The sequence below is a fragment of the Rhodococcus sp. IEGM 1366 genome (genome assembly GCF_033142425.1).
Lineage (GTDB): Bacteria > Actinomycetota > Actinomycetes > Mycobacteriales > Mycobacteriaceae > Rhodococcus_F > Rhodococcus_F globerula.
Genome location: NZ_JAWLRZ010000007.1, coordinates 513,929 through 537,855, shown reverse-complemented (window position 1 = coordinate 537,855; position 23,927 = coordinate 513,929). Strand labels below are relative to the sequence as shown.

Sequence of the window (23,927 nt, the reverse complement as noted above, 5' to 3'; positions counted from 1 at the left end):
CCGTCCGACGAACCGGCCCCGCGACGGGAGTGAATACAGTGGCGATCACCGATATCAAGGAATATGCGCACCTCACCGAGGAAGACGTCGAGGCACTTGGGCGTGAATTGGACGCTATTCGGCTCGACATCGAGGAGAAGCGCGGTGCGCGTGACGCTCGATACATTCAGCGAACTATCGCGTTTCAACGCTCTCTCATGGTGGCCGGTCGTGTCGTCCTGTTTGCCAGCAAGAAGAAGCCCGCATGGATCCTGGGAACAGCGCTTCTGGGGCTCGGCAAGATTATCGAGAACATGGAACTCGGCCACAACATCATTCACGGTCAGTGGGACTGGATGAACGATCCCGAGATTCATTCGAGCAACTGGGAGTGGGACAACACCTGCCCATCGTCGGGTTGGAAGCACTCGCACAACTTCACCCATCACAAGTTCACCAATATCGTCGGTCTCGACAATGACGTGGGCTACGGCATCATGCGCGTCACGCGAGATCAGAAGTGGCACGCGGACTATCTATTCCAGCCGATCACCAATTTCGCGTTGGCAACACTGTTCGAATGGGGCGTCGCACTTCACCATCTAGAGACAGACAAACTTCGCAAGGGGCAGGTGAAGTGGTCCGACAAATCCGAGATGGCAAAGGAAATCGGCAAGAAGATCGCACGGCAGGTGACCAAGGACTACATTCTGTTCCCAGCTCTGACCGGCCCAGCGTGGAAGACCACGCTGACGGCAAATATCGTCGCAAATCTCATTCGCAATTACTGGAGTTACGCAGTCATCTTCTGCGGGCATTTTCCCGACGGAGCCGAGAAGTTCACTCTCGAGGAATTCGAGAACGAATCGCGCGCGCAATGGTACCTACGACAGATGCTCGGCTCGGCCAACTTTCACGCCGGACCGATCATGGCATTTATGAGCGGCAACCTCTGCTACCAGATCGAGCATCATTGCTTCCCCGACTTGCCGAGCAACCGATACTCGGAAATCGCTGTGCCACTTCGTGAATTATGTGACAAGTACGATCTCCCGTACACAACAGGTCCGCTGTGGAAGCAGTACGGACTGACATTGCGCACCATCTGGAAGTTGTCGCTCCCCAACAGGTTTCTCTCCGCCTCCCAGGACGACGCACCGGAAACGCACTCCGAGTTGAAGTTTCGAGTTCGTGGCGGCATCAAGGAAGTATTCGGAGTCGATCCGCACACGGGTAAGCGTCGTGGGTTGCGAACGGCCATCGCCATGATGGCGAGTTGACGCTCGCCTTTAACTGCCGAGCAGAATGACCGGCACGTCCTCAGCGAAGTCCACAACCAATTCGCGACGAGAAAACAGCCAGGTGCCGTCGACCTTCTCGAAACTGTCCTGGTACCGGATCTCGATTCGGTTGTTCCGGTATCCCTCGCCGCGGGGATAGATGTGGTGCGCCGAGCAGTACGCCTCGCCGTGGGCCGTGGTGGCGCTGTCCTGATCGAGGACCTGCTGCTCGACGATGTGCCGCGTCGAGTGCAGGTGTGCGACGGCGCCGACTATCGAATCGGACAAAGTCACCCTGCCCTGAATCTCAGTCGGTCCGTCGGTGCCGTTCAATGCCGGCGGCAGGACAAACGTGGCATTTTCGGTGAACAGGGCTGCGAGAGCAGCCGGATTTCGTCGGTCGACTGCCTGCGCGTACCTGGCAGCCAAGTCGGTGAGGGCGATCCGATCCGAGGGTTCCATGGCAGCATTTCACCTTATGTGACGGCGCTCATGTTTCGCCTTCCCGCTCAACGAGACACATTCAGCGCCCAAAGATGCATCTAGTTAGCGTCCAGATCAAAGTTGCTAGCCATGAATGCCATAGGAGAACCGCGATGGATCTGAGGGAATCGCCCGAGCAGCAGGAGCTCCGCAAGGAGCTGCGCGCGTACTTCGCGACGCTGCTGCCGGAGGAGAAGCGCCGCGCTGCCGGTGAACAGGGTGTTGGCGGCGAATACTTCCGTGAAATCGTGAAGTTGCTGGGCAAGGACGGCTGGCTCGGTATCGGCTGGCCCAAGGAATTCGGTGGCCAGGGACGCTCCATCGAAGAGCAGTTCGTGTTCTTCGACGAGGTTCAGCGCGCTGGATTGCCGTTCCCCTTCGTGACGGTCAATACCGTCGGGCCGACATTGATGAAGTACGGCACCGAAGAGCAGAAGGAACGATTCCTGCCGGGCATTCTTGCCGGCGACATCGTTTTTGCCATCGGCTACACCGAGCCGGAGGCCGGAACGGACTTGGCTTCGCTCAAGACCCGTGCAGTTCTCGACGGTGACGAGTGGATCGTCGACGGCAACAAGATCTTCACCAGTGGCGCCAACACTGCCGACTACGTGTGGCTGGCCTGCCGCACCGACGCGGACGCCCCCAAGCACAAGGGCATCTCGATCCTGATCGTCCCCACGGAGGACGCGGGCTTCGAGTGGTCACCGATCAACACCGTCGGCGGCTTGATGGTGACGTCGACGTACTACTCCGGCATTCGCGTTCCGTCGAAGGACGTTGTCGGCGAGGTCAACGGCGGCTGGCAGCTCATTACCGCTCAGCTCAACCACGAGCGAATCGGCCTGGCGGCCATCGGTGGTCGCACTTACGGTCTGTGGAACCTGGTTCTGGACTGGGCCAAGGAAAACGGCGCCATCGACATCCCGTGGGTGCAGCAGGACTTCGCTCGTACACACGCCAAGCTCGAGGCCATGCGACTGCTGAACTGGAAGATGACGGCAGCCGTCGCACAGGACACGCTCTCCGGAGCCGACGCCGGCGCTACCAAGACATACGGGACCGAGACTCACGTCGACGTCTACCGCACCCTGCTCGGAATTCTCGGCTCCGCCGGACGCATCCGTCCCGAGTCTCCGGGCGCTTTGCTTGCCGGTCAGATCGAGCAGATCTCGCGTCAGGGTGTCGTGAACACCTTCGGTGGCGGCGTCAACGAGGTTCTGCGTGACATGGTCGGCACCATCGGCTTGGGACTCGTTCGCGAAAAGAGGGTCAAGTGAGCGACATTTCGGCGCAACTCGACGCTTTTGTCGGCCAGACGCTTGTTCCCACCACCTGGGGACCCGACGAGGTCAACATCCCCATGATCCGGCATTGGGCCGAGACCATGGGCGATACCAACCCCGTCTACCTCGACGACGAAGCTGCCCGCGCCACCGGCCGTGACGGCGTCGTCGCTCCGGCTCAGATGCTCCAGGTCTGGATCATGCGGACGTTCACCGACAAGATGGCGGGCAACGACCCGTCGCAGGTGTGGACCGATCTGATCGCCACCCTCGACGCTGCGGGCTACAGCTCCGTCGTCGCCACCGATTCCGATCAGGAGTTCTTCGCTGAACTGCGTCCCGGCGATCGCGTGAACTACACCGAGGTCATCGAGTCGATTTCCCCGGAGAAGAAGACCGGACTCGGCGTCGGACACTTCGTGACGACGCTCAAGACGTACCGCAACGGCGACGACGAAGTTGTCGGCACCCAGCGGTGGCGGACACTGCGATTCAAGCCGCAGGAAGCCAAGGCCCCGGAGGCTCCGCGCGCTTTGCGTCCGCGTCCGGCTCTCAACGCGGACAACGCTTTCTGGTTCGAAGCGGCCAAGGAACACCGTCTGGTGATCCAGCGCTGCACGTCCTGCAAGACGTTGCGTCATCCCACCGGACCGATGTGCGGCGAGTGCCAGTCACTCGAGTGGGACACGATCGATGCGTCGGGCCGTGGCACGGTGTACAGCTTCGTGGTCAATCACCATCCCAAGATCGACGCTTTCGACTACCCGCTCATCGTTGCGGTCATCGAACTCGAAGAGGGAACCCGATTGATCGCCAACATGGTGGGTATCGCGCCCGAAGATGTCGTGGTCGACATGCCCGTGGAACTTGACTGGATCGACGCCGACCCGGATTTGACGCTTCCCGCGTTCCGGCCGGCCGCACGCGAGGAGCACTGATGGACTTCAATTTCAGCGAAGAGCAGGACGCAATTCGCTCACTGGCCGACGAGGTCTTCACCAGCAAGGCCACGATCGAGCGCACCAAGGAGATCGAACTCTCCGCCGAGCGCGTCGACCGTGAACTGTGGCGCGAACTCGCGACCACCGGCCTGCTCGGTATCGCCCTGCCCGAGGAGTTCGGCGGCGGTGGACTCGGCTTGTCCGAGCTGTACACCCTGCTCGAGGAACAGGGCCGCCACGTTGCGGCCGTGCCGATCTGGGAGACTGCGCTCGCCGCGTTGGCGATCAACGAGTTCGGTTCCGATTCCCTTCGCGCAGAGCTCCTTCCGAGTGTTGCCGACGGCAGTCGATTCCTCACGATCGGGCTCGAGGAATTCGGACCGTACACTGCCGGCGACCCGCTGACCACGGCTGCCGAGGATACCGACGGTAACTGGACGCTGACCGGTGAGAAGGCCGTTGTGCCGATCACGAACATCGCGAACCTCGCGCTCGTCTCGGCAACCACGTCCACGGGAACAGCTCTGTTGCTGGTGGATCTGAATGCAGACGGTGTCACGGTGGAGCAGACGCAGTCCACCAACCACGAGATCTGTGCCAACCTCACGTTTGCCGGTGCCCCCGCGCAGCTGATCGGTGCGGCTGACGGCACCACGGTTCCGTGGCTGATCGACCGAGTTGAGCTGGCCTTGGCCGCAATTCAATGGGGCGTCGGCTCCGGCGCCGTTGCGCAGGCTGTCACGTACCTGAACGGCCGCATGCAGTTCGGCCGTCCGCTCGCGACCTTCCAGGCGGTCAACCACCAGCTCGCGGACTGCTACATCGATCTCGAAGCGATGCGCGTGACACTGTGGCAGGCTGCATGGCGCATCTCCGAGGGACTGGATCTCGGCACCTCGGTACTCGTCGCCAAGTGGTGGGCCACCGACGGCGGACAGCGCGTCGTGCATCGCACCACGCATGTCCACGGTGGTATGGGCGTCGACACCGACTACCCGGTTCACCGTCACCTCTTGTGGGGCAAGCAGATTGCTGCCACCCTCGGCGGTTCCAGCTCCGATCTCGCGCGTCTGGGTGCGCAGCTCGCATCCGGTGTGGAGGTGCTCGCATGACCGTTCTTGCCGGTCGTAGCTACGCAGACGTCGTTGTCGGAGAGGCATTGCCCGAGTTGGCGATCCCGCTGACCCGCACGTTGATCGTCGCCACGGCAATCGCCACTCGCGATTTTCAGGACGTGCACCACGATCCGAGCCTGGCCCAGGAGCGTGGCTCGAAGGATGTCTTCATGAACATCCTCACGAGCAACGGTCTCGTCGGCCGGTACGTCACGGATTGGGCTGGATCGGCATCGACCCTGCGTCGCATCGCCATTCGTCTCGGCGCGCCCAACTACCCGGGTGACACCATGACGATGACCGGTGAGGTCGTGTCCAAGGAAGACGGTGTTGTCGTGGTCAAGGTGCAGGGCGCAAACAGCCTCGGCAACCATGCATCCGGCACCGTCACAGTTGCTTTCAAAGAAGAGGGGAAGCCCTGATGGCGATCAGCCCGCTCTCGGGAGCCGCTGCCATCGTCGGCATCGGATCCACCGAGTTCTCCAAGAACTCCGGTCGCACCGAACTGCAGTTGGCCTGTGAGGCCATCGTCGCGGCACTCGCTGACGCGGGTATCGCCCCGTCCGAGGTTGACGGACTTTCGACCTTCACCGCAGAAACCAACGGCGAAGCCATTGTGGCTCGCAACTGTGGTCTCGGCGAGCTGAAGTTCTTCTCCCGCATCGGTTACGGCGGTGGCGCCGCATGCGGCCCCGTGCAGCAGGCAGCCATGGCCGTTGCGACGGGTGTCGCCGATGTCGTGGTCTGCTACCGCGCTTTCAACGAGCGCTCCGGTGAGCGTTACGGCCTGGGTCAGCATGATCGCCCGATGGCAACCACAGCGGACCGCGCGGCGTATGCGTGGATGACCCCGCAGGGCCTGTCGACTCCCGCTCAGTGGGTCGCTATGTTCGCACGGCGGTACATGCACCAGTACGGTGCGACGAGTGAGGACTTCGGACGAGTTGCAGTGGTGGCCCGCAAGCACGCTGCCAAGAACCCGGCTGCCTGGTTCTACGAGCGTCCGATCACACTCGAGGATCACCAGAATTCCCGCTGGATCGCCGAACCGCTGCACTTGCTCGACTGCTGCCAGGAAACAGACGGTGGCCAGGCGCTCGTCGTCGTCTCCGCTGAGCGCGCCAAGGATCTGGCCAACAAGCCGGCCTTCATCAAGGCCGCTGCTCAGGGCAGTGGCAAGGATCAGCACATGATGACCAGTTACTACCGACCCGACATCACGGGTATCCCGGAGATGGGTCTGGTCGGCCGTCAGCTGTACAGCCAGAGCGGCCTGACACCGGACGACATCAACGCGGCGATCCTGTACGACCACTTCACTCCGCTGGTCCTCCCACAGCTCGAAGAACTGGGATTCTGCAAGCCCGGCGAGGCCAAGGACTTCATCCGCGAAGGCAACCTGGAACTCGGTGGACGCCTGCCGGCGAACACTCACGGTGGTCAGGTCGGCGAGGCGTACCTGCACGGTGTCAACGGTGTTGCCGAAGGTGTGCGGCTCATTCGTGGCACGTCGACCAATCAGCCCGATGGTGTCGAGAACGTATTGGTCACTGCCGGAACAGCAGTACCTACCAGTGGTCTCATTCTCGGCGTGGTGTGAGAGAGGAATTGAACGTGACTACTTCGGAAACTGCGAAGACTGCCGGCGATTGGCGCGGAGCCGATCTCGGTACCCGCACCGTGTCGTACACCGAGCGCGACGCGATCCTGTACGCGCTTGCCGTGGGCGCCAAGGCAACCGAGTTGGACCTCGTTTTCGAGGATCAGCTTCGGGTGCTGCCGACATTTGCTCTGACACTGGCGCAGTGGGCTCCCGACGCTCTGGGCTCGGCGGGCGCTTTCGACACCTCGACGGCACTGCACGGCTCGCAAGAGTTGAAAGTGCTTGCTCCGCTGCCGCGTAGCGGTGAGGTGACGCTGAAGGCTTCGGTCGGCGAGGTGTGGGACAAGGGTGCTGCAGCCGTCTTCGAAGTGAAGGTGGAGTGCGAGTACTTCGTCGCGACCTGGTCGCTGTTCGCTCCCGGCGCCGGTGGATTCGGCGGAGAACGTGGGCCGTCCCGTCCGGCAGAGCCGACGGGCGAGCCTTCACTCACCGGTGTGCTGACCACGGCGGAGAATCAGACGGCGATGTATCGCCTGCTGGGCGACATGCACCACATCCACATCGATCCAGAGGCCGCGGCACGGATCAATCAGCCGCGCCCGATCATGCACGGCCTGTGCACGTTGGCTGCCAGCACGCTCGAGCTTGCCCGGGTCGCCGGAGTGCATCCGGCAGACCTCGTGAGCCTCGAGGGTCGATTTGCGGCGGCTATTCATCCGGGTGAGGCGCCGTCCATCGTTGCGTGGGGTACTCCTGACGACCTGGCCTTCCAGGTGCACAAGGACGGTCAGGTAGCGATTTCCGGTGCGCGAGTGAGCTTCTCCGCTCGCTAGCACCCGCAGACTCAACTGCGGGGCGCTTGACCCCCCCGTCGCGCCCCGCAGTTGTTCACACAAAACGAGGAAGCCCTCGAGCAATTGCTCGAGGGCTTCCTTGGTTGCTCGGTCTTACGAGCTGGTTCGCGAAAACAGCTCGGGGTGGGTAGCAAGGTAACGGGCCGGGTATTCGCCGCCGCCGTGGACGGCGATATCTGTCCCCGTCACGTACGACGAGAGCGAACTTGCCAGGAACAGGCAGGAATTCGCGATGTCCGACGGTACGGCCATGCGCTCCATCGGGATGATCTCGGTGACGGCCGTGCCGCCGTCTGCGCCGTAGACCTCTGCGGCTGCTTCCGTGCGGATCAAGCCGGTCGTGATGTGGTTGATGCGGACCTTGGGGGCCCATTCGAGCGCCAAAGCCTTTGTCAGGACCAACAGTCCGGCCTTGGCGGCGCTGTATGCCGCGGTGCCGGGCTGCGGGTCGATGCCCGAGACACTGCCGATGTTGATGATGGCGCCGCCGTTGTCCTGTGTCTGCATGACGGCGTTTGCAGCCTGAGCAACGTTGAAGGGGGCCAGCAGATTCAGCGCCACGATCTTCTCCACGAAGCGCGGGGAGACGGTGGCTGCGTCGGCGTCGGGGGAGCCGCCGGCATTGTTGATCAGAACGTCCAGTCGGCCGAAGCGATCGACGGCATCCTGGACGAGCGCTGCGGCGTCTGCAGGATCGCGGACGTCCGTGGCTTTGAATGCTGCAGTGCGTCCGTCAGCCGACGGGAGCTTTTCGGGCTCGTTTCGGCCACAGACCAGTACGTTTGCCCCGGCAGCCAGGAAGGTTTCGGCGATGACAAAGCCGATGCCCTTGGTGCCGCCGGTGACGATCACCGAGCGTCCGCTGAAATCGACGGGGTTGGGGAGTGTCACGGTGGAGCCTTCCTGATGTTGGGGCCGAGCCGATTTGCCGCCCAGTGTGATTGACGCGACAGTGCCGGTCGTCATAGGGTCAAGCAAATGCTTGGTTGCTTAGTTCGTTGAGTGTAGACGACCAACACCGGCAGTCACCAGAATCGACCAGTCCCCGCAGGCAACAGGACATTGGAGCAATCACATGGGCACGCTTGACGGCAAAGTTGCACTCATCACCGGTGCAGGTCAGGGAATCGGGCAAGGCATTGCCTTGGCATTGGCGAAAGAAGGCGCCGAGATCGCGGTAGCCGGTCGCACCGAGTCCAAGCTCCACACCACGTGCGGGCTGCTCGCCGACATCGGTGCCCGCGGCGAGGTAGTTGTGTGTGACGTCAGCAAGAAGGACGACATCACCGCCGCCGTGGACCGTACCGTCGAACTGTTCGGCGGAATCGACATCCTGATCAACAACGCCAACGACTGCAAGCCCGGCCCGCTGCTCAGCGTGCTCGACGAAGACTTCGAACGCTCTTTCGCGACGGGACCGCTCGCCACCCTGCGCATGATGCAGGCGTCGTATCCCCACATGAACAGCCGCGGCGGCGGCGTCATCATCAACATGGTCACCTCCGCGGCCGTGCGCTGGGATGCCAGCAACTACGGTGCCTACGGCTCCATCAAGGAGGGCATGCGCGCACTAACCCGCGCTGCGGCCTGCGAGTGGGGCAAGGACAATATCCGTGTCCTCAACGTTGCGCCACACGCGCAGACCCCGGCGCTGCAGTGGTGGATGGACAAGAACCCGGAAGAAGCGGCAGCCTTTGTCGCGGGAATCCCGCTGGGTCGCGTGGGTGATCCCGAAACCGACATCGGACGTGCCGTCGTCTTCCTGGTCGGCGAAGATGCCGGTTACCTGACCGGCGCAACCATCCCCCTCGACGGTGGACAGTCGCGCTGGGGGTAATTCCGTCAGGTGCGGTCGAGCCACTCCCTGGCGTCCGCCGGGAAATCCGTGGTCGTGCCGTCCACTCCGAGTTCGAGGGCTCGTGCTGCATCTGCCGGAGTGCGCAGGGGCCATGCGTGAACCTGCAGTCCGGCTTCATGGAGGTCGCGGACCAGGTCGGCCGTCAGGCCGTCCCAGCCGCAGTAGAACGCGCCGGAACCGGTGGCCGCAAGAACGGATTCGATACCAGCCGGGTGAGCGTCGGCGCTTGGATACGCCGACACGATCAATCCGCGCGGGATGAACGGTGCTGCCTCGGCAACTGCGAGCAGAGCCTCGGCGGAGAAGCTCGTGAACTGAATGCGCTGAGCGTCTTCCGGCCGCGCCGCCACGATCCGTCCGAGTTCCGGCACCACCTCGATGGCCTTGATCTCCACCTGCAAGGTCACCGTGGTGTTGTCGAGCGCTTCGTCGAAGGTCAGGACGCCGCGTCCGGAGTCCAATTCGATGTCTTTGATCTGGTCGAACGTGAGTTCCGCAACGGGGCCGAGCCCACTCCCGGAATCGTCGGCGGCGGTGCGATCGAGCGTCGCGTCGTGGAGCACGATCGCAACGCCGTCGGCGGTCAAGCGCACGTCGAGTTCGATCTCGTCGACGCCCATCTCCTCGGCGAGACGAAATGACGCAATGCTGTTCTCGGGTGCGTGAGCCATGGCGCCGCGATGGCCTACCAAGGTGAATGATTCGGATCGCATGGTCAGGCCACTTTGCTTTCGTAGAGTTTGCGCACGGATTCCGTGTCTGCGCGCAATTTGGTTGCCGTTGCCTTCAAAGTTGCGCCGGCGTCGGCATTTTCGGTGTACAGCTTCTGAATTGCGGTGCGCATTTCCGTGATGGTGCTCTGGACGTACCGTCGAACCGCGTCAGGCTGGCGGGCGAGCTCGAGTTGGTCGACGGCCAGTTTGTAGTTCGGATTGTCGGACATGACCTGACGCACCTTGGTGGAGTTTGCCGCGGAGACTGTCGACGGCAGGTAGCCCGTTCCGACGGTCCAGGTCGACGACGCTTCCTCGCCGGACAGATACGCGAGCACCTGGGCGGCGGCCTCCTTGCGTTCCGGGCTGGCATTCTTCATGATTCCGAGTCCGGCACCACCGGTCGGCACGCCGTGTGTGGTCTGTTGAGGCAGGAAGCCGGCACCGACTTCGAACTGGGCGCCCTTGATCAGTCCGGTCAGCGATCCGGTGGAGTTGGTGATGGTTGCGACCTGGCCGTTGATGAAATCGTTGTTGATTTCCTGTGCGAGGTACGCGATCTTGTCGTCGTTGATCACGGCTCGGTCGAACTCTGCGGCGGCAATTGCAGCTGCAGAGTCCACGGTGACGTCGAGTCCGTCGGAGATCGATCCGCCGAAGTTCCAGAGCAGTCCCTGCATGTACCAGTCGTCGGCACCGGTGTATGCGCGCATCTTCAGAGAATTGCCATTGTAGTTCTGGCCGGTGATTTGTTTTCCCCACGAACGGAATTCATCCCAGGTGGCGGGGGCGCGATCCGGCAAACCTGCGGACGAGAAGATCTCTTTGTTGTAGTAGAACAGTGGTGTCGATCGGCCGAACGGGATCCAGTAGGACTCGCCGCGGACAACGCCCTCGGTGAACAGGCGCTCGTTGAACGTGCTCGGCCCGAAGTTGTTGTCGAAGTATCCGCCGAGCGGTTCGAGTGTGTCGTTGAGGAAGAACTTGTTCCACGACACGTCGGAGAAGACGCCGATGTCGGGGATCTGCCTGGCCTGGAGTCCGGCGGCGATCTTCTCGGTGACGCCGTCGTACCCGTTGAACTGCTGAACTTCTGCGTAGATATCGGATTGTGAGCGGTTGAATCCGTCGACCACTCCGGTGAAGACCTCGTGGTTGTTGCCTGACCACGGACTCCAGATGACGACGTTGGTCCTCCCGGCAAATTCGCTGGGGGCCTTGACGTCCGGTGCTGAGAACGAAGCCGTGCCGCCGGCGTTTCCGCACGCCGCGAGTACGGGGAGTGCGATCGCGGTCATACCGGCAGCAGTGAGAAAGCTGCGGCGAGAGATGTTCACAGGCTTCTGCGCGGAGCCTGATCGGGCAAATAACGACATGATGGGTATCTCCTGGAGGATGCTGAACTGGCAGGGGAAGGTCGGAAAACTGATCAGCGTCGAACGGACGCTCCGGCAAGCCCGGCAACGATGAACCGCTGGGCAAAAAGAAAGAGCAGCAGCATGGGGAGGACAACCATGGTGGTGCCGGCCATGATCGCGCCCCAGTTGTCAACACCCTCACTCTCTTTGAGTGCCATCAAACCGATGGGAAGAGTGCGCATCTGAACGGAATTGGTGACGAGAAGAGGCCAGATGAAGTCGTTCCACTCGTCGATGACAGCGATCAGCGCAACGGTGACAACCGCCGGAACTGACATCGGTAATGCAAAGTAGAACAGCTTGCGGATGTGTCCGGCGCCGTCGAGCTCTGCAGCCTCCATGACTTCCTTCGGGAGACTCAGAAAGTGCTGGCGTAGAAGGAATGTTCCGAATGCGCTTGCGAGTCCGGGCAGAATGATTCCGGCGTACGTGTTGATCATTCCGAGATTGCCGATGGTGATGTAGTTGAGCAACAGTGTCACGTGCCCCGGCACCATCAGGGCTCCCAGGACCGCGAGGAAGATCCACTTCTTGCCGGGAAAGGGAAGGAAGGCAAAGGCATAGGCGCTGAACACTGCCAAGGTGACCTTCGCAGTGGCACCGACGATCGTGACGATCAGTGAGTTGACGAAGAAGTCGCCGAACGGAACGGCATTCCACGCGTGGCTGAAGTTCTCCCACGCCAGACGGCTGGGGACGAATTGCAGTGGCCACTGGTAGATCTCGCTCTCCGGCTTGAACGCCGACGAGATCATCCAGTAGAACGGGATGGCAAAGACGAGGCCGACAACAACCAGTCCGATCCAGGACAGGCGAAATCGAATGCGCGTCTTGTTCGGGGTTGTCGTTCTGCTGGGTGCGGACATCAGTAGTGCACTTTCTTCTCGACGAATCGCATTTGGAACACTGTGACGCCCATCAGGACGACAAACATCACCATGGATCCGGCGGCGGCAGTGCCGGCACTGAAGGCCTTGAATCCTTCTTGGTAGATGAACCAGCTGAGAGTGGTTGTGGCGCCTGCGGGTCCGCCGCTGGTCATCATCGCGATGACGTCGAAGGACTGAAAGGCGCTGATGACCTGGGTGATCAGGAGGAAGAACGTTGTCGGTGAGAGGAGCGGCATGGTGATGTGGCGGAATGTCTGCCACGCCCCTGCCCCGTCGAGACGTGCCGCCTCGAGGACGTCGGCCGGCATCGACTGAAGCGCAGCTAGATAGACGATGGCGACAAAGCCGACACCTTTCCAGATCGAGACGATGATCAGCGCGGGCATCGCCCATGAACTCGAGGTTGTCCAGTGTGGTGAATCTGCTCCGAACAACCCGAACAGCGCTCGGGACAGTCCGTAGTTCGGATCGAAGATGAACAACCAAATCGCGGCCACCGCCGCGCCCGAGAGGATGTGCGGCGAAAATGCCAAAGCGGAAACGGCTGCGCGTCCTCGTGATTGGCGATTGAACAGGCACGCCAGGGCCAGTCCCACGCTCAGGCTGATGCCGACAATCGCAACAACCCATACCAAGGTCAGGCGTAACACCCGGAGAAACGCAGGATCGTGCAGCAACTTCGTGTAGTTGTCGACGCCGACGAACAGCGGCGTCGGCGCGATCATGTCCCATTCGGTGAGGCTGAGGTAGATGTTGCCGATAACGGGCCAATATGCGAAGACCGCTATCAGCAGCAGGTTCGGGAATGTGAAGAGCACAAAGAGCTTGTAGCCCTTGCGTTCACGCCTTCGGGTAGGGCGACCCCGGGTTGATCCGCGACTCACAGGGGCGGAGACCGTCGGCGGTGCCGGGCGTTGAGTTGTCAACGACATGTCGAGACCATTTCTTCCGGGGGTGTCGCTTTCTTGATGCGAGACGGTGAAGATCACATCGACGGTGTTACGTCTTCGTTGATCGCAGTGATCGTTTCACTCGTGCGGATGGTCGTCAAATGGACAAAACGGGTAGATCGCGCGAGTGTGAAATGTCTACGTGACGTGTCAAATATGTTGTTAAACAGTGGATTTAGTCGATAATGCGTCTGCGGTTCTGGCGGTGACCGAGCTGAAGTTTCAGTTTGTCATGCCTAAGCTTCTCGACTCGTTCATCGAGCATTCATATCAGGAAGAGTGATATAAATGACTCGTAATCACACCAGCTACAGCAAGGTCTTGGATGAGTCGACGATTGATCACCCACACCAGGCAAGAACGGCTGGACGGCATTCTCGAATGCTTGATGGCAGATGAATCGGCGTCCGCACAATCGCTGGCCGCTCACTTCGACATGTCGTTGATGACGGTCCACCGTGATCTCGACGAACTTCAACGCCGCGGAATAGTCCGAAAGTTCAGGGGCGGAGTCAGCATCGAACGAACCAGCAGTTACGAGATTGCAGCACCGTTGAGGCGTCGCATCGCCACCGAACAAAAGTTGGCGATCGGCGCTGCTGCTGCCACCGAGGTTGCTCCGGGGCAGGTGATAATGCTCGACGATTCCACCACCGCCTCCCACATGATCCGCCACTTGATCGAGATCGAAGAACTTCGGGTTGTGACGAACTATCTGCCCTCACTTCGTGAACTGTCCGAAGTGACCGGCATTTCGGTGACCGCTATCGGCGGCGACTTCGACTCCGGTCATGAATCGTTTGTCGGCGAGGGTGCAGCCAAGGCCGTGCGCGAACTGCGCGTCGACGCTCTGTACTTCTCGACGTCGAGTGCTGATCGGGACGGCATGTACCACCAGGAAGAGAAAGTCGTTCGCCTCAAATCGGAGATGATCCGGTGTGCGGGCCGGCGGGTTCTCCTGATGGACAGTTCCAAATTGGCGCACACCTCGCTACATCGAGTGTGTGGTTGGGACGTGATCGACGAGTTGATCACCGATGACGGTGCACCACTGGGGATTATCGAGGATATCCGTGCACAGGGTGTTGTGGTGCGCGTCGTTGGATCCGATCGTGTTGAGCTACAAGAGGAAGGAAAGTCCTGATGCTGCAAGCGGTCTTCTGGGACATGGACGGCACACTGGTGGACACCGAGCCGAGTTGGTTTGCGGCGGAGCGTGCCTTGATGTCGCGGTACGGGGTGGAGTGGTCTGACGAACAGGCAACAGCACTGGTGGGGAAGGCCTTGCCCGACTCTGCTGCGATCCTTCGCGCGGCGGGGGCGGATCTCACGATCCGCGAGATAGTCGATGAACTGGTGGCCGCCGTCGTGGCGGGTGTTCGGGAGTCGATCGAGTGGCGTCCGGGTGCCCGTGAGTTGTTGGCGCAGGTTCGCGACGCCGGAATACCCAGTGTGTTGGTGACGATGAGCGAGGCGCCGTTGGCGGAGGCTGTTGCGAGCGCGCTCCCACCGGGAACATTTCAGTTGATGGTTACCGGAGACATGGTCGAGCACGGTAAGCCGCACCCCGAGCCGTACCTGCGAGCCAGGGCAGATCTTTCGGCCCTGACCGGCCCGATCTCCATGGATCAGGTTGTGGCGATCGAGGACTCGATTCCGGGATTGGCGTCGGCGATTGCCGCGGGCGCCGTCGCAGTGGGCGTGCCGAACATGGTGAGTCTGAAGGAAGATCCAGGCGTTGTCCTGTGGGCGACGTTGGCCGGAAAGTCGGTCACGGACCTCGAGGAGTTGGTGGCTGGGCGAGCAGCGTCGCTCGAATTGCAGTCGATCTGAAGACGTGAAGGTCCCGCCGCACACGAAACTGCGGCGGGACCTTCGTGATTCAGTGCTTACACGTGCACAGCGGTGTCATCGGTGGACAGGCGGGTGCCGGTGGTCGGGTCGAAGAGGTGCATGCTTTCGGCTACGGGAAGAACGTCGAATCGTGAGCCGATCGGCGGCGCACTATTTCCTTCCTCGCGAATCACCAACTCGTGGCGCTTGCCGTTGATCATGGTGTGGCCGTAGACAAATGCGTCGGCGCCCAGTTCTTCGACAACGTCGACAACGACGGTAATTCCTTTGTCCACCCGCACAAACGACTCCGGCCGGATACCCACTGTGACGTGGGGAGTCAGTGAGGCATCGGCGACGGAACGTGGAACGCGGTACGCCGTCCCGCCGAGTGACATCTCGCCGTCGTCGAGGTCGAGATCGATGAAGCTCATGGCGGGTGAGCCGATGAATCCGGCAACAAAGATGTTGGCGGGACTCGTGTACAGGCGGCGAGGCGTATCTACCTGCTGCAACACACCGTCTTTGAGTACCGCAACACGATCACCCATGGTCATCGCTTCGACCTGGTCGTGGGTGACGTACACGGTGGTGACACCGAGTCGGCGGGTCAGGGAGGCAATCTGCGTTCGAGTCTGCACTCGCAGTTTGGCGTCGAGATTGGACAGCGGCTCGTCCATCAGGAAAACCTGGGGATTGCGAACAATGGCCCTACCCATGGCAACTCGTTGGCGCTGTCCACCCGAGAGTGCCTTCGGCTTGCGGGCGAGGTATTGCTCGAGATCGAGTACTCGTGCGGCTTCGAGGACCCGTGCTTCCCGTTCCTGCTTCGGCACCCCGGCGATCTTGAGAGCAAAGCCCATGTTTGCTCCCACGCTCATGTGTGGATAGAGCGCGTAATTCTGGAAAACCATCGCGATATCGCGATGCTGAGGTTCGACGTCGGTGACATCACGATCACCGATCAGGATGCGGCCCGAATCAACAGGTTCGAGTCCGGCGAGCATCCGCAGAGACGTCGATTTCCCGCAGCCCGACGGTCCGACGAGTACAAGGAACTCTCCGTCTGCGATATCCAGCTCGAGTTGGTCGAGTGCGGGTCGATCGGTTCCCCCGTACGAACGAGTTGCGCGGTCGAAAGTAACGCTGGCCATGGTGATTCCCTTCACGGGCAGGAACGTGCCCGACGATCCGAGTGAATGAGTGAGCGAGAGTATCGCCTCTGCAACTGAACACGAGCCGGGTGAACGGAGTGTGGCGCACAGCAGAAATGCCGGGTATCGCACTTCCATTGAACTACAATGCAGCGCATGCTGATTCATCCGACACTTCGCGTACAGTCCTGGGGCTTCGTGATCGGATCGACGCTCTTTGCGCTTGGTTCAGCCCCCTACTTGTCGTCGCTTTTCGGAGCAACGCTCGTGAATCTTCTCTTCTTTGTCGGGTCGTGGTTCTTCACCGCAGCGGCGATTGTTCAATTGGCGCTCGCCGGTCCCGTCATCATCACTGATTCGGGTAGGCCTGCGGTACGCGTTGTGTGGTTGTCTGCAGCGGTGCAATTGCTCGGCACCATCATGTTCAATATCAGCACCGGATCAGCTATGCGCACGCTCAATGTTCGTGGAGAGATCAACCTCGTGTGGAATCCCGACGCCGAGGGGTCGATTGCGTTCTTGGCGTCAAGTTTTCTGGCGATACTCATGCTGTGGCGCTCGAATACGCGCTGGGCGTCTCGATCGGCGGAATGGCAAAGTGTGTGGCTCAATGCTCTCGGATCTATCGCATTTGGCGTGTCCGCAGTCGGTTCGTTCATTCTGAAAGACGGGAACACGCTTGATCCCAACGTGGCGAACATCGGCACCTTTGTCGGCGCACTGTTCTTCCTGTTCGCTTCTGCGGTATTCCTCGGAAGAAGTCGCCCCGGTGCGCTAGTGGCGGAACCGGCCTAGCAAGACTGTGCTGCTCGGAAGGAGCCGTCTTGCGCGATCAGTTTTAGTCACTTAGACTAAAACTTATGAACACGGTGAAGAACGATCTCGAAACTGTCGAGGCGGCAACAACCTCGACCGAGCTGTTCGGAAGTGCCACCACGGATTCGGAATCGCGCCGGCGGGCGAAGCGTCAATTCCATTGCTTGGTTGCTGCGATCCATCCGGATCGGGCGCAGGCGAGGGATATTGCGCGATACGCTGCCGCAACAACTCGGTTGAATGAGCTGTACCGCAGTTGGGTGGCGGAAGCCGAAGCAGTGCAATCATCCGCGACATATGTCGGGGACAACAACGAGTACGTGTTGGGTGATGTCCTCGCCCGAGGTTCGGTGGCAACTCTCTACCGTGCTCAGGACCGATCCGGGGCATCTGTTGTGGTGAAGATCCCTCGGAGTCGGCGAGCGAACCCGCTGATGGAGACTGAGAGGTCGGCGCTCACCGACATCCGCGGCGCGCCGTACGTCCCGACGCTGGTCGACCGCATTTCGGCGGCCGACCCAGCTTCGGGGGAAGTTCGCCGGATCAATGTGCTCGATGATCTGTCCACCGGCTTTGTCACCCTCGCCGATGTTCGCCGCGCTTACCCGAACGGCCTCGATCCACGAGACTGGGCCTGGATGCACCGACGCCTGTTGCGCGCACTTGCGGCAGCCCACCAGGCGGATTGGGTCCATACAGCGATCGTCGAGGAAAATGTGCTGATACAGCCCGAATTACATGGCGTGGTGCTGGTGGGCTGGTCGTTTGCGACTCGTTCGGGAATGCGGCCGGCAGCAAAGATCAGTTCCTGCCGAAGTGCCTATCCGCCGGAACTTGGCGAAGCAGCTTCCCCGGAGTGGGACGTCTACATGGCGCATCAGTTGATGACGACCATGCTCGGCGACCGAATCCCCAGTCGCATGAAGACTTTTGCACTGGGCTGTATGCAAGACAATCCACGACTACGGCCCGACGCCACTGATCTCCTCGGCGAGTTCGACGAACTCCTCGAGCTTCTATACGGCGAACGCACCTTTCGGGCGTTTACCGTCCGCCCAATCTGAAAGGCAGTGATTTATCATGGGATACGGATATTGGGACGACAACACATACCTGGCGGGCAAGACATTCCGTGCCGCGCGCGGTGTCGACGATTTCGGGTACACCGACACGCTACGGTCGCGTCCGCGAAACAGTTGGAAAGCAGATCCCACTCTCGATCCGTTCGGTGTAGACAAACGAGAATGCCGGGATTCGGATGGACACCCTGATTCTTTGCCTATTGCAGTGCTTTTCGACGTCACCGGTTCGATGGGTGCCGTTCCGCGCATTATGCAGGACAAGCTCGGGAAGCTACACGGATTGCTGCAACGCAAAGGATATGCAGACGACCCGCAGATTCTGTTCGGTGGAATCGGCGACGCGGATTCCGATCGGGTTCCCCTGCAGGTAGGGCAATTCGAATCGGGTAACGCGATGGACGAGCAGTTGCGCACCATCTTCCTCGAAGGAAACGGTGGTGGTCAGAAATCGGAAAGCTACGAACTGGCAGCATATTTCATGGCGCGTCACACGAGCACCGACGCTTGGGAGAAGAGGGGCCGCAAAGGTTACCTGTTCATCATCGGCGACGAATTGAACAAGCCGCGCCTGTCGGGTCGTCACATTCGCGACGTGATCGGTGACAAGGTTCGGCGCGATATTTCCGTTCCCTCGGTGTATCGGGAACTGGAGCAAAAGTGGAACGTCTACTTCGTGTTGCCCAATCAGTCGTCGTACTACAACGATCCGGAGATCGCGGACCACTGGACGGATCTCCTGGGTGAACGCTTCCTCAAGCTCGACGATCCTGCCGCCGTGTGCGAACTCATCGCCCTGACCGTGGGGATCGGTGAAGACCGCATCGACTTGAGTGACGGATTGGCCGACCTTCGCGATGTGGGATCGACAGCCGAAGCCAAGACGGTGCACAAGGCACTGGCGAGAATCACGAGAAGGACGCCCGCACGGGTGGCTGCATTGCCGAAGGATCTCGGAACAGGCTCGGATGACGTCGATTTCGACTGAGTTAGGACACAGACTGAGGGAGGACACAATGGACGCTCGGAGTGACATTATTGTAGTCGACCTCGGCTTCGGTGACGCCGGAAAGGGCGCCACGGTCGACTGGCTCTGCTCACCGCAGGCAGATATCGATGTGGCAGCAGTGGTTCGATTCAACGGAGGTGCGCAGGCCGCTCACAATGTCGTGAACGGAGAACGCCACCACACCTTCTCGCAATTCGGATCGGGGACGCTCAACGGTGTCCCCACGTTTCTCTCCCAATTCATGCTGGTCGAGCCGATCTCTTTGGCGAGGGAAGCGCGAGCGTTGGAAGCTGTTGGCGTGCAGGATCCATTCGACCTGTTGACCATCGACGGGCGGGCACTGTTGACCACGCCGATTCACGTTGCGGCCAATCGAGCGCGTGAGGATGCGCGAGGTGACAATCGACATGGCTCGTGTGGCAAGGGAATCGGTGAGACGGCGGCGTATGCGCTCGAGCGCCCTGATGCGCCGACTGTCGGGGACTGCCAACGGCCGGATGTGCTCGCTCGCAAGCTCGAGAACATGGCGGCGTACTACGGACCGTTGATCACCGACAGTCGTCATGGGGTTCCAGAGATAGTGGACATGGTCGACATGTACGCGGAATGTGCTGCAGTAGTGGATATCGCCGGGCCTGGGGCGCTGGAGTCCATCGGTGCACGTGGCCGATTGGTCTTCGAAGGTGCGCAAGGTGTGCTCCTCGACGAGTGGCGTGGATTTCACCCGCACACCACGTGGTCGACGGTGGAACCGTCCAATGCCCGCGCAATGGTCTCCGAAATAGGCAGGGAGAGTTATGTGCTCGGCGTGACCCGCACGTACACCACGCGTCACGGTGCCGGGCCCCTTCCGACGGAGGACAGCGCGCTCGGGGCGGTCCTGCCGGAACCGCACAACGGCGTCGGCGAGTACCAGGGGTCATTTCGGGTAGGGCACCTCGACACACTGCTGCTGCGGTACGCGATCGAGGTCTGCGGCGGCGTCGACGGGTTGGCCCTCACGCACCTCGACGCGCTGGAGCGTGCGACAACGGCGGGAACCCCGATCCAGGGTGTGGACAGGTATGACGGGTGCGCGGGTATACCCGTCGGAAAGATCCCTGTCGGAGAGTGGAAGGATCTCGAACACCAGGCAGCGTTGACGGAAGCGCTGCGGGCCATATCGGCTGTGAGACGGGACGTTCCGGCAGAAGCCGAGCCGTTTATCGATTACCTGGGTAGCGAGGCCGGCGTTCCGGTAGTGCTTACTTCGGACGGACCGGACCGGGCCGACCGTCGGCTTCGCGCCGGCGTGCCTGCATGATGGATGGCGTGGAACAGTCACTTGTCTCGATCGACGTTATCGCTCTGCGTTTCGGCAATCCGGAACCGGGCAAGTTGCGTTTTGCCGTCGCGCAGCGGCAGGCAGAACCGTACACCGGGCAGCGTGCGTTGCCCGGTGTACTGCTCGGTGCGGGTGAACGGCTCCAGGATGCGGCTCGGCGAGCAGTGACCACCAAGCTCGGGCTACCCGATGACGCGATTCTGGCGAGCGGACAGTTGGCAGTGTTCGACGAACCTCATCGAGACCCGCGTGGTCCGACACTGTCGGTAACCATGTGGGCCGTTATCACCTCCGAAGATGTGCCTATGGGTGACATCACTCCGGAATGGGTGAGCTGGGATAACCCGGGTGATCTTGCCTTCGATCACAACCGAATAGTGGCGGATACCCGGCCGATCCTTGCGGACTCTCTGTTGTGGCGCGATGAGGTCTTCACTCGGGCACTGACCGGTGCGTCGTTTCCGGCGTCCTATGCGTTGGCCGTCGCCGAGGAGCTTTCCGGCGCCCGTCCGGACCCTGGCAATCTCAACCGCACACTCAAATCCTTACCCGGACTGGAACGTACCGACGAGCGGGTGCGGGTCAGTACAACGGGTCGCCCGTCTGTTGTGTGGCAGTGGAGCGCGGACACCTAGAAGTTTCCGCGCATCGCCTGTTCACGCTCGATCGCCTCGAACAGTGCCTTGAAGTTGCCCAAGCCGAAACCGAGTGAGCCGTGGCGTTCGATGAGTTCGAAGAACACGGTGGGTCGGTCGCCGACCGGTTTGGTGAAAATCTGCAAGAGGTAGCCGTCCTCGTCTCGATCGACGAGGATGCCTCGTTTCTGTAGTTCGTCGATGGGGACTCGCACCTTCCCGATTCGGGCCCGCAGCTCGGGATCTTCGTAGTACGACGCCGGTGTCGACAGGAACTCGATTCCTTCGGCAACCAGTGCGTCGACGGCGGCCAGGATGTCGGCAGTGGCGAGTGCCAGATGTTGGGCGCCCGGGCCTTGGTAGAACTCCAGGTACTCGTCGATCTGTGATCGCTTCTTCGCGATGGCGGGTTCGTTGAGCGGAAACTTGACGCGATGGTCGCCGCTGGAGACCACTTTGCTCATCAGCGCGGAGTAGTCGGTTGCGATGTCCCCACCGACGAACTCCGCCATATTGGTGAAGCCCATGACGCGGCGGTAGAAGTCGACCCACTCGTCCATCTTCCCGAGTTCCACATTCCCGACCACGTGATCGAGAGCTTGGAAGATGTGCTCGGGTGCACCCTGACGGGCAACGAATGACGATGTGCGACTGACATATCCGGGCAGATACGGTCCGTGGTATCCGGACCTGTCGACAAGCGTGTGTCGCGTGTCGCCGTACGTCGCGATGGTGGCGAGGCGGACGCTGCCGTGATCATCGGCAATGTCGTGCGGTTCGGCAATGACCTGCGCGCCCTGCGTAATTGCGTGCGCTGTGGCTTTGTCGACATCGGGGACGTTCAAGGTGATGTCGCGGATACCGTCGCCGTGTACGCGATGGTGCTCGATCAATTCGCTCGCCGGGTCCACAGCTCCCTTGACGATGAATCGCACTGCGCCGCTTTCGAGTACAAACGCATGGTGGTCGCGGTTACCGGTGGATGGACCCGAGTAGGCCACCAATGTCATGCCGAAGGCGGACTGATAGAAGTGGGAAGTCTGGGTGGCGTTGCCGACGATCCACTCGAGTCCGTCCCACCCGTGGACCGGAAAGGGATCCGAAGCGTCGTCGTATTCGACCAGTCCCACCAGTTGGCGTAGTTGCTCGAGATCGAGTCCGGCCAGTCGTTCCTCGTCGGTGATGCTGTGTTCGATGGTCATCTCGTGTCCTCCCAGCGGTGTCGATGCATGTAGCTAAGTCCGGCGCGATGCAGCTAGTCAACGGGCGTGCTTCCTGCTAGCCGTTTCGACGGAATACCGCTAGATGGGTGTGGTTTTCCAGTCGCTGTGTATAGGTTGGAAGCCATGGTGGAATCGGTACGCAGTGCAGTGTCGATCGACGGTCTGGACCTGGCGCTGCTCGAAGCGATGCACACGCATCCGCGGGCGGGGGCACTCGAACTGTCGAGGGTGACCAGGGTAGCTCGGGCCACTGTGCAGGCCAGACTGCGCCGGCTCGAGGACGGCGGAATCATCGCCGGCTACGAGCCCCATATCGACCTGGCTGCAGCAGGTTTCGGCGTGCAGGCATTTGTGACCCTGGAGATTGCCCAAGGTGCGCTCGACACCGTCACGGTCAAACTCGAAGCCATACCCGGTGTGATCGAAGCGTTTGCGACCACGGGAGCCGGTGACGTTCTGTGTCGAGTCGCCGCAGCGTCGCATCAAGGTTTGCAGCAGACCCTGCTCGACCTCAATCGTTCGGGAGTGGCCACGCGCTCCACCAGCGTGATGGTTCTGTCGGTGGTTGTGCCGTTCCGGGCGTTGCCGTTGCTCGAGACCCTGGAGACTCGCAGCTCTGCCAAGGCGCCCGCGTATCGGGCGTGACTATTTCCCTGGTCAGCGCAGGTGCTCGCGGCGGGCCATCGTGCTGCGCAACCCTTCGGCGGCTGCACGCAGGACGGTTACCTGGCTTTCGGGCTTGAACCGAGTGGTGGGGCCGGTGACGCTGATAGCTGCCACCAGTTTGTCGTTGCTTCCGAATACCGGCGCGGCCACACACGTGAGGCCCGGCGCTGATTCTTCGCGTTCGAAGGCGACACCGGTTTCGAAGACCCGATCCAGCTGATTGCTCAGGATGCCTGGCGCGACGATCGTGTGCGGGGTGCGCCGGGTCATCGGTGCCGCGAGCACTTCGCGGCGAAACTCCGGATCCGAGTACGCCAGCAAAGCCTTGCCGATTGCCGTGCAGTACAGCGGAATTCGTCCACCGGTGCGCGAGGGGGAGTTGGCTTGGCGATGCCCACCGATCTTGGCGATGTACACGACGTCATGACCGTCGCGCACACCGAGATGCACAGTTTCATGGGTTCGCTCGTACAGGTCTTGCAGGAACGGCATCGCCATTTCCAGGAGGCTGCGCTCGAGCGAGGCGAGCATGCCGAGTTCGAACAGGCCGCCGCTCAGGCGGTAGCCGCCCTCGACGCGGTCGAGTAACCGGTTCGCGACCAGTTCACCGGCGAGGCGGTGCACTGTCGCCTTGTGCAATCCGGTCCGCGCGACAAGTGTCGCGAGGGGCACGGCGTGGTCGTCGGGGCGGAAGGCGCGCAAGATCGTCACGGCTTTACCGAGCACGGTGTCGAGGTTTGCGGCACCAGTCATTCGTCAATCGTATCGGTGAGTGAGACATCAGCCTGGCGTAGTGGGGTACAAGCCTGGAAAGTAGG

25 protein-coding genes are annotated in these 23,927 nt (G+C 61.2%); 16 read left to right on the top strand and 9 right to left on the bottom strand.

Annotated elements, in window-relative coordinates:
- Positions 1–38 precede the first annotated feature (38 nt).
- A complete protein-coding gene (locus R4P64_RS23535) occupies positions 39–1,259 on the top strand; it encodes a fatty acid desaturase (RefSeq protein WP_317822885.1) in 1,221 nt (406 codons plus the stop codon).
- Between the two features lie 9 nt (positions 1,260–1,268).
- Here R4P64_RS23535 and R4P64_RS23530 read toward each other — a convergent pair whose 3' ends face one another.
- Positions 1,269–1,721: a nuclear transport factor 2 family protein gene (locus R4P64_RS23530; protein WP_317822884.1), complete on the bottom strand. Its 453-nt coding sequence runs from the start codon at positions 1,719–1,721 to the stop codon at positions 1,269–1,271.
- Between the two features lie 134 nt (positions 1,722–1,855).
- Between R4P64_RS23530 and R4P64_RS23525 the strand changes: the two genes are divergently transcribed.
- Genes R4P64_RS23525 through R4P64_RS23500 form a run of 6 tightly spaced genes read left to right on the top strand, consistent with a single transcriptional unit; the run spans position 1,856 to position 7,520 of the window.
- The gene (locus tag R4P64_RS23525) at positions 1,856–3,022 is read left to right on the top strand and encodes an acyl-CoA dehydrogenase family protein (RefSeq protein WP_033236626.1); all 1,167 of its coding nucleotides are present in this window, start codon (positions 1,856–1,858) and stop codon (positions 3,020–3,022) included.
- Complete coding sequence (locus R4P64_RS23520) at positions 3,019–3,966, top strand: bifunctional MaoC family dehydratase N-terminal/OB-fold nucleic acid binding domain-containing protein (RefSeq protein WP_317822883.1); 948 nt, start codon at positions 3,019–3,021, stop codon at positions 3,964–3,966. The genes R4P64_RS23525 and R4P64_RS23520 overlap by 4 nt, the downstream gene beginning before the upstream one ends.
- Positions 3,966–5,081, top strand: coding sequence for an acyl-CoA dehydrogenase family protein (locus R4P64_RS23515; protein WP_045064917.1), 1,116 nt, complete (start codon positions 3,966–3,968; stop codon positions 5,079–5,081). Before R4P64_RS23520 ends, R4P64_RS23515 begins: the two co-directional genes overlap by 1 nt.
- Entirely contained in the window at positions 5,078–5,506 is a 429-nt protein-coding gene (locus tag R4P64_RS23510; protein ID WP_033236629.1) for a MaoC family dehydratase, read from the top strand. Before R4P64_RS23515 ends, R4P64_RS23510 begins: the two co-directional genes overlap by 4 nt.
- Positions 5,506–6,684 carry a lipid-transfer protein gene (locus tag R4P64_RS23505; RefSeq protein ID WP_317822881.1) on the top strand — a complete coding sequence of 393 codons (1,179 nt, stop codon included), beginning with the start codon at positions 5,506–5,508 and terminating at the stop codon, positions 6,682–6,684. The genes R4P64_RS23510 and R4P64_RS23505 overlap by 1 nt, the downstream gene beginning before the upstream one ends.
- 14 nt (positions 6,685–6,698) lie before the next feature.
- Positions 6,699–7,520, top strand: coding sequence for a MaoC/PaaZ C-terminal domain-containing protein (locus tag R4P64_RS23500; RefSeq protein ID WP_033236631.1), 822 nt, complete (start codon positions 6,699–6,701; stop codon positions 7,518–7,520).
- A gap of 114 nt (positions 7,521–7,634) precedes the next feature.
- Here the strand turns inward: R4P64_RS23500 and R4P64_RS23495 are convergent, their stop codons facing one another.
- Positions 7,635–8,432 carry an SDR family oxidoreductase gene (locus R4P64_RS23495; protein WP_317822903.1) on the bottom strand — a complete coding sequence of 266 codons (798 nt, stop codon included), beginning with the start codon at positions 8,430–8,432 and terminating at the stop codon, positions 7,635–7,637.
- 184 nt (positions 8,433–8,616) lie between these two features.
- Here R4P64_RS23495 and R4P64_RS23490 point away from each other — a divergent pair, with 184 nt between their 5' ends.
- Positions 8,617–9,378, top strand: a complete 762-nt coding sequence (locus R4P64_RS23490) for an SDR family NAD(P)-dependent oxidoreductase (protein WP_033236632.1) — start codon at positions 8,617–8,619, stop codon at positions 9,376–9,378.
- Positions 9,379–9,383: 5 nt separating this feature from the next.
- Here the strand turns inward: R4P64_RS23490 and R4P64_RS23485 are convergent, their stop codons facing one another.
- The 4 genes from R4P64_RS23485 to R4P64_RS23470 are packed head-to-tail and all read right to left on the bottom strand — an operon-like array spanning position 9,384 to position 13,352.
- Positions 9,384–10,112, bottom strand: a complete 729-nt coding sequence (locus R4P64_RS23485; protein WP_317822880.1) for a glycerophosphodiester phosphodiesterase — start codon at positions 10,110–10,112, stop codon at positions 9,384–9,386.
- A 2-nt stretch (positions 10,113–10,114) separates the two neighbouring features.
- Positions 10,115–11,488: an ABC transporter substrate-binding protein gene (locus R4P64_RS23480; RefSeq protein WP_317822879.1), complete on the bottom strand. Its 1,374-nt coding sequence runs from the start codon at positions 11,486–11,488 to the stop codon at positions 10,115–10,117.
- 53 nt (positions 11,489–11,541) lie between these two features.
- Complete coding sequence (locus tag R4P64_RS23475) at positions 11,542–12,396, bottom strand: carbohydrate ABC transporter permease (protein WP_033236635.1); 855 nt, start codon at positions 12,394–12,396, stop codon at positions 11,542–11,544.
- On the bottom strand, positions 12,396–13,352 hold the full coding sequence (locus tag R4P64_RS23470; RefSeq protein WP_051730728.1) for a carbohydrate ABC transporter permease: 957 nt from the start codon (positions 13,350–13,352) through the stop codon (positions 12,396–12,398). Before R4P64_RS23470 ends, R4P64_RS23475 begins: the two co-directional genes overlap by 1 nt.
- A 343-nt stretch (positions 13,353–13,695) precedes the next feature.
- Here R4P64_RS23470 and R4P64_RS23465 point away from each other — a divergent pair, with 343 nt between their 5' ends.
- Positions 13,696–14,514, top strand: a complete 819-nt coding sequence (locus R4P64_RS23465; protein WP_045064910.1) for a DeoR/GlpR family DNA-binding transcription regulator — start codon at positions 13,696–13,698, stop codon at positions 14,512–14,514.
- Positions 14,514–15,203, top strand: coding sequence for an HAD family phosphatase (locus R4P64_RS23460; protein ID WP_317822877.1), 690 nt, complete (start codon positions 14,514–14,516; stop codon positions 15,201–15,203). Before R4P64_RS23465 ends, R4P64_RS23460 begins: the two co-directional genes overlap by 1 nt.
- Before the next feature lie 56 nt (positions 15,204–15,259).
- On the opposite strand, the gene R4P64_RS23455 is transcribed toward R4P64_RS23460, so the two are convergent.
- Positions 15,260–16,357 (bottom strand): sn-glycerol-3-phosphate ABC transporter ATP-binding protein UgpC, encoded by a 1,098-nt coding sequence (locus tag R4P64_RS23455; protein WP_317822902.1) that lies wholly within the window; start codon positions 16,355–16,357, stop codon positions 15,260–15,262.
- Positions 16,358–16,513: 156 nt separating this feature from the next.
- On the opposite strand from R4P64_RS23455, the gene R4P64_RS23450 reads away from it, so the two are divergent.
- The 5 genes from R4P64_RS23450 to R4P64_RS23430 all read left to right on the top strand — a co-directional run bounded on the left by R4P64_RS23450 (position 16,514) and on the right by R4P64_RS23430 (position 21,220).
- Positions 16,514–17,152, top strand: a complete 639-nt coding sequence (locus R4P64_RS23450) for a hypothetical protein (protein WP_033236690.1) — start codon at positions 16,514–16,516, stop codon at positions 17,150–17,152.
- A 65-nt stretch (positions 17,153–17,217) separates the two neighbouring features.
- Entirely contained in the window at positions 17,218–18,237 is a 1,020-nt protein-coding gene (locus R4P64_RS23445) for a serine/threonine-protein kinase (protein WP_317822875.1), read from the top strand.
- A gap of 16 nt (positions 18,238–18,253) precedes the next feature.
- Complete coding sequence (locus tag R4P64_RS23440; RefSeq protein ID WP_045064904.1) at positions 18,254–19,240, top strand: hypothetical protein; 987 nt, start codon at positions 18,254–18,256, stop codon at positions 19,238–19,240.
- Positions 19,241–19,268: 28 nt separating this feature from the next.
- Positions 19,269–20,564, top strand: a complete 1,296-nt coding sequence (locus tag R4P64_RS23435; RefSeq protein ID WP_317822873.1) for an adenylosuccinate synthetase — start codon at positions 19,269–19,271, stop codon at positions 20,562–20,564.
- The gene (locus R4P64_RS23430; RefSeq protein ID WP_317822871.1) at positions 20,561–21,220 is read left to right on the top strand and encodes an NUDIX domain-containing protein; all 660 of its coding nucleotides are present in this window, start codon (positions 20,561–20,563) and stop codon (positions 21,218–21,220) included. The genes R4P64_RS23435 and R4P64_RS23430 overlap by 4 nt, the downstream gene beginning before the upstream one ends.
- Here the strand turns inward: R4P64_RS23430 and hppD are convergent.
- On the bottom strand, positions 21,217–22,422 hold the full coding sequence (gene hppD / locus R4P64_RS23425; RefSeq protein WP_317822869.1) for a 4-hydroxyphenylpyruvate dioxygenase: 1,206 nt from the start codon (positions 22,420–22,422) through the stop codon (positions 21,217–21,219). The genes R4P64_RS23430 and hppD overlap by 4 nt on opposite strands.
- 144 nt (positions 22,423–22,566) lie before the next feature.
- Between hppD and R4P64_RS23420 the strand changes: the two genes are divergently transcribed.
- Positions 22,567–23,088, top strand: a complete 522-nt coding sequence (locus tag R4P64_RS23420; protein WP_033236642.1) for an Lrp/AsnC family transcriptional regulator — start codon at positions 22,567–22,569, stop codon at positions 23,086–23,088.
- A 12-nt stretch (positions 23,089–23,100) separates the two neighbouring features.
- On the opposite strand, the gene R4P64_RS23415 is transcribed toward R4P64_RS23420, so the two are convergent.
- The gene (locus tag R4P64_RS23415; RefSeq protein ID WP_033236643.1) at positions 23,101–23,862 is read right to left on the bottom strand and encodes an IclR family transcriptional regulator; all 762 of its coding nucleotides are present in this window, start codon (positions 23,860–23,862) and stop codon (positions 23,101–23,103) included.
- Positions 23,863–23,927: the final 65 nt, after the last annotated feature.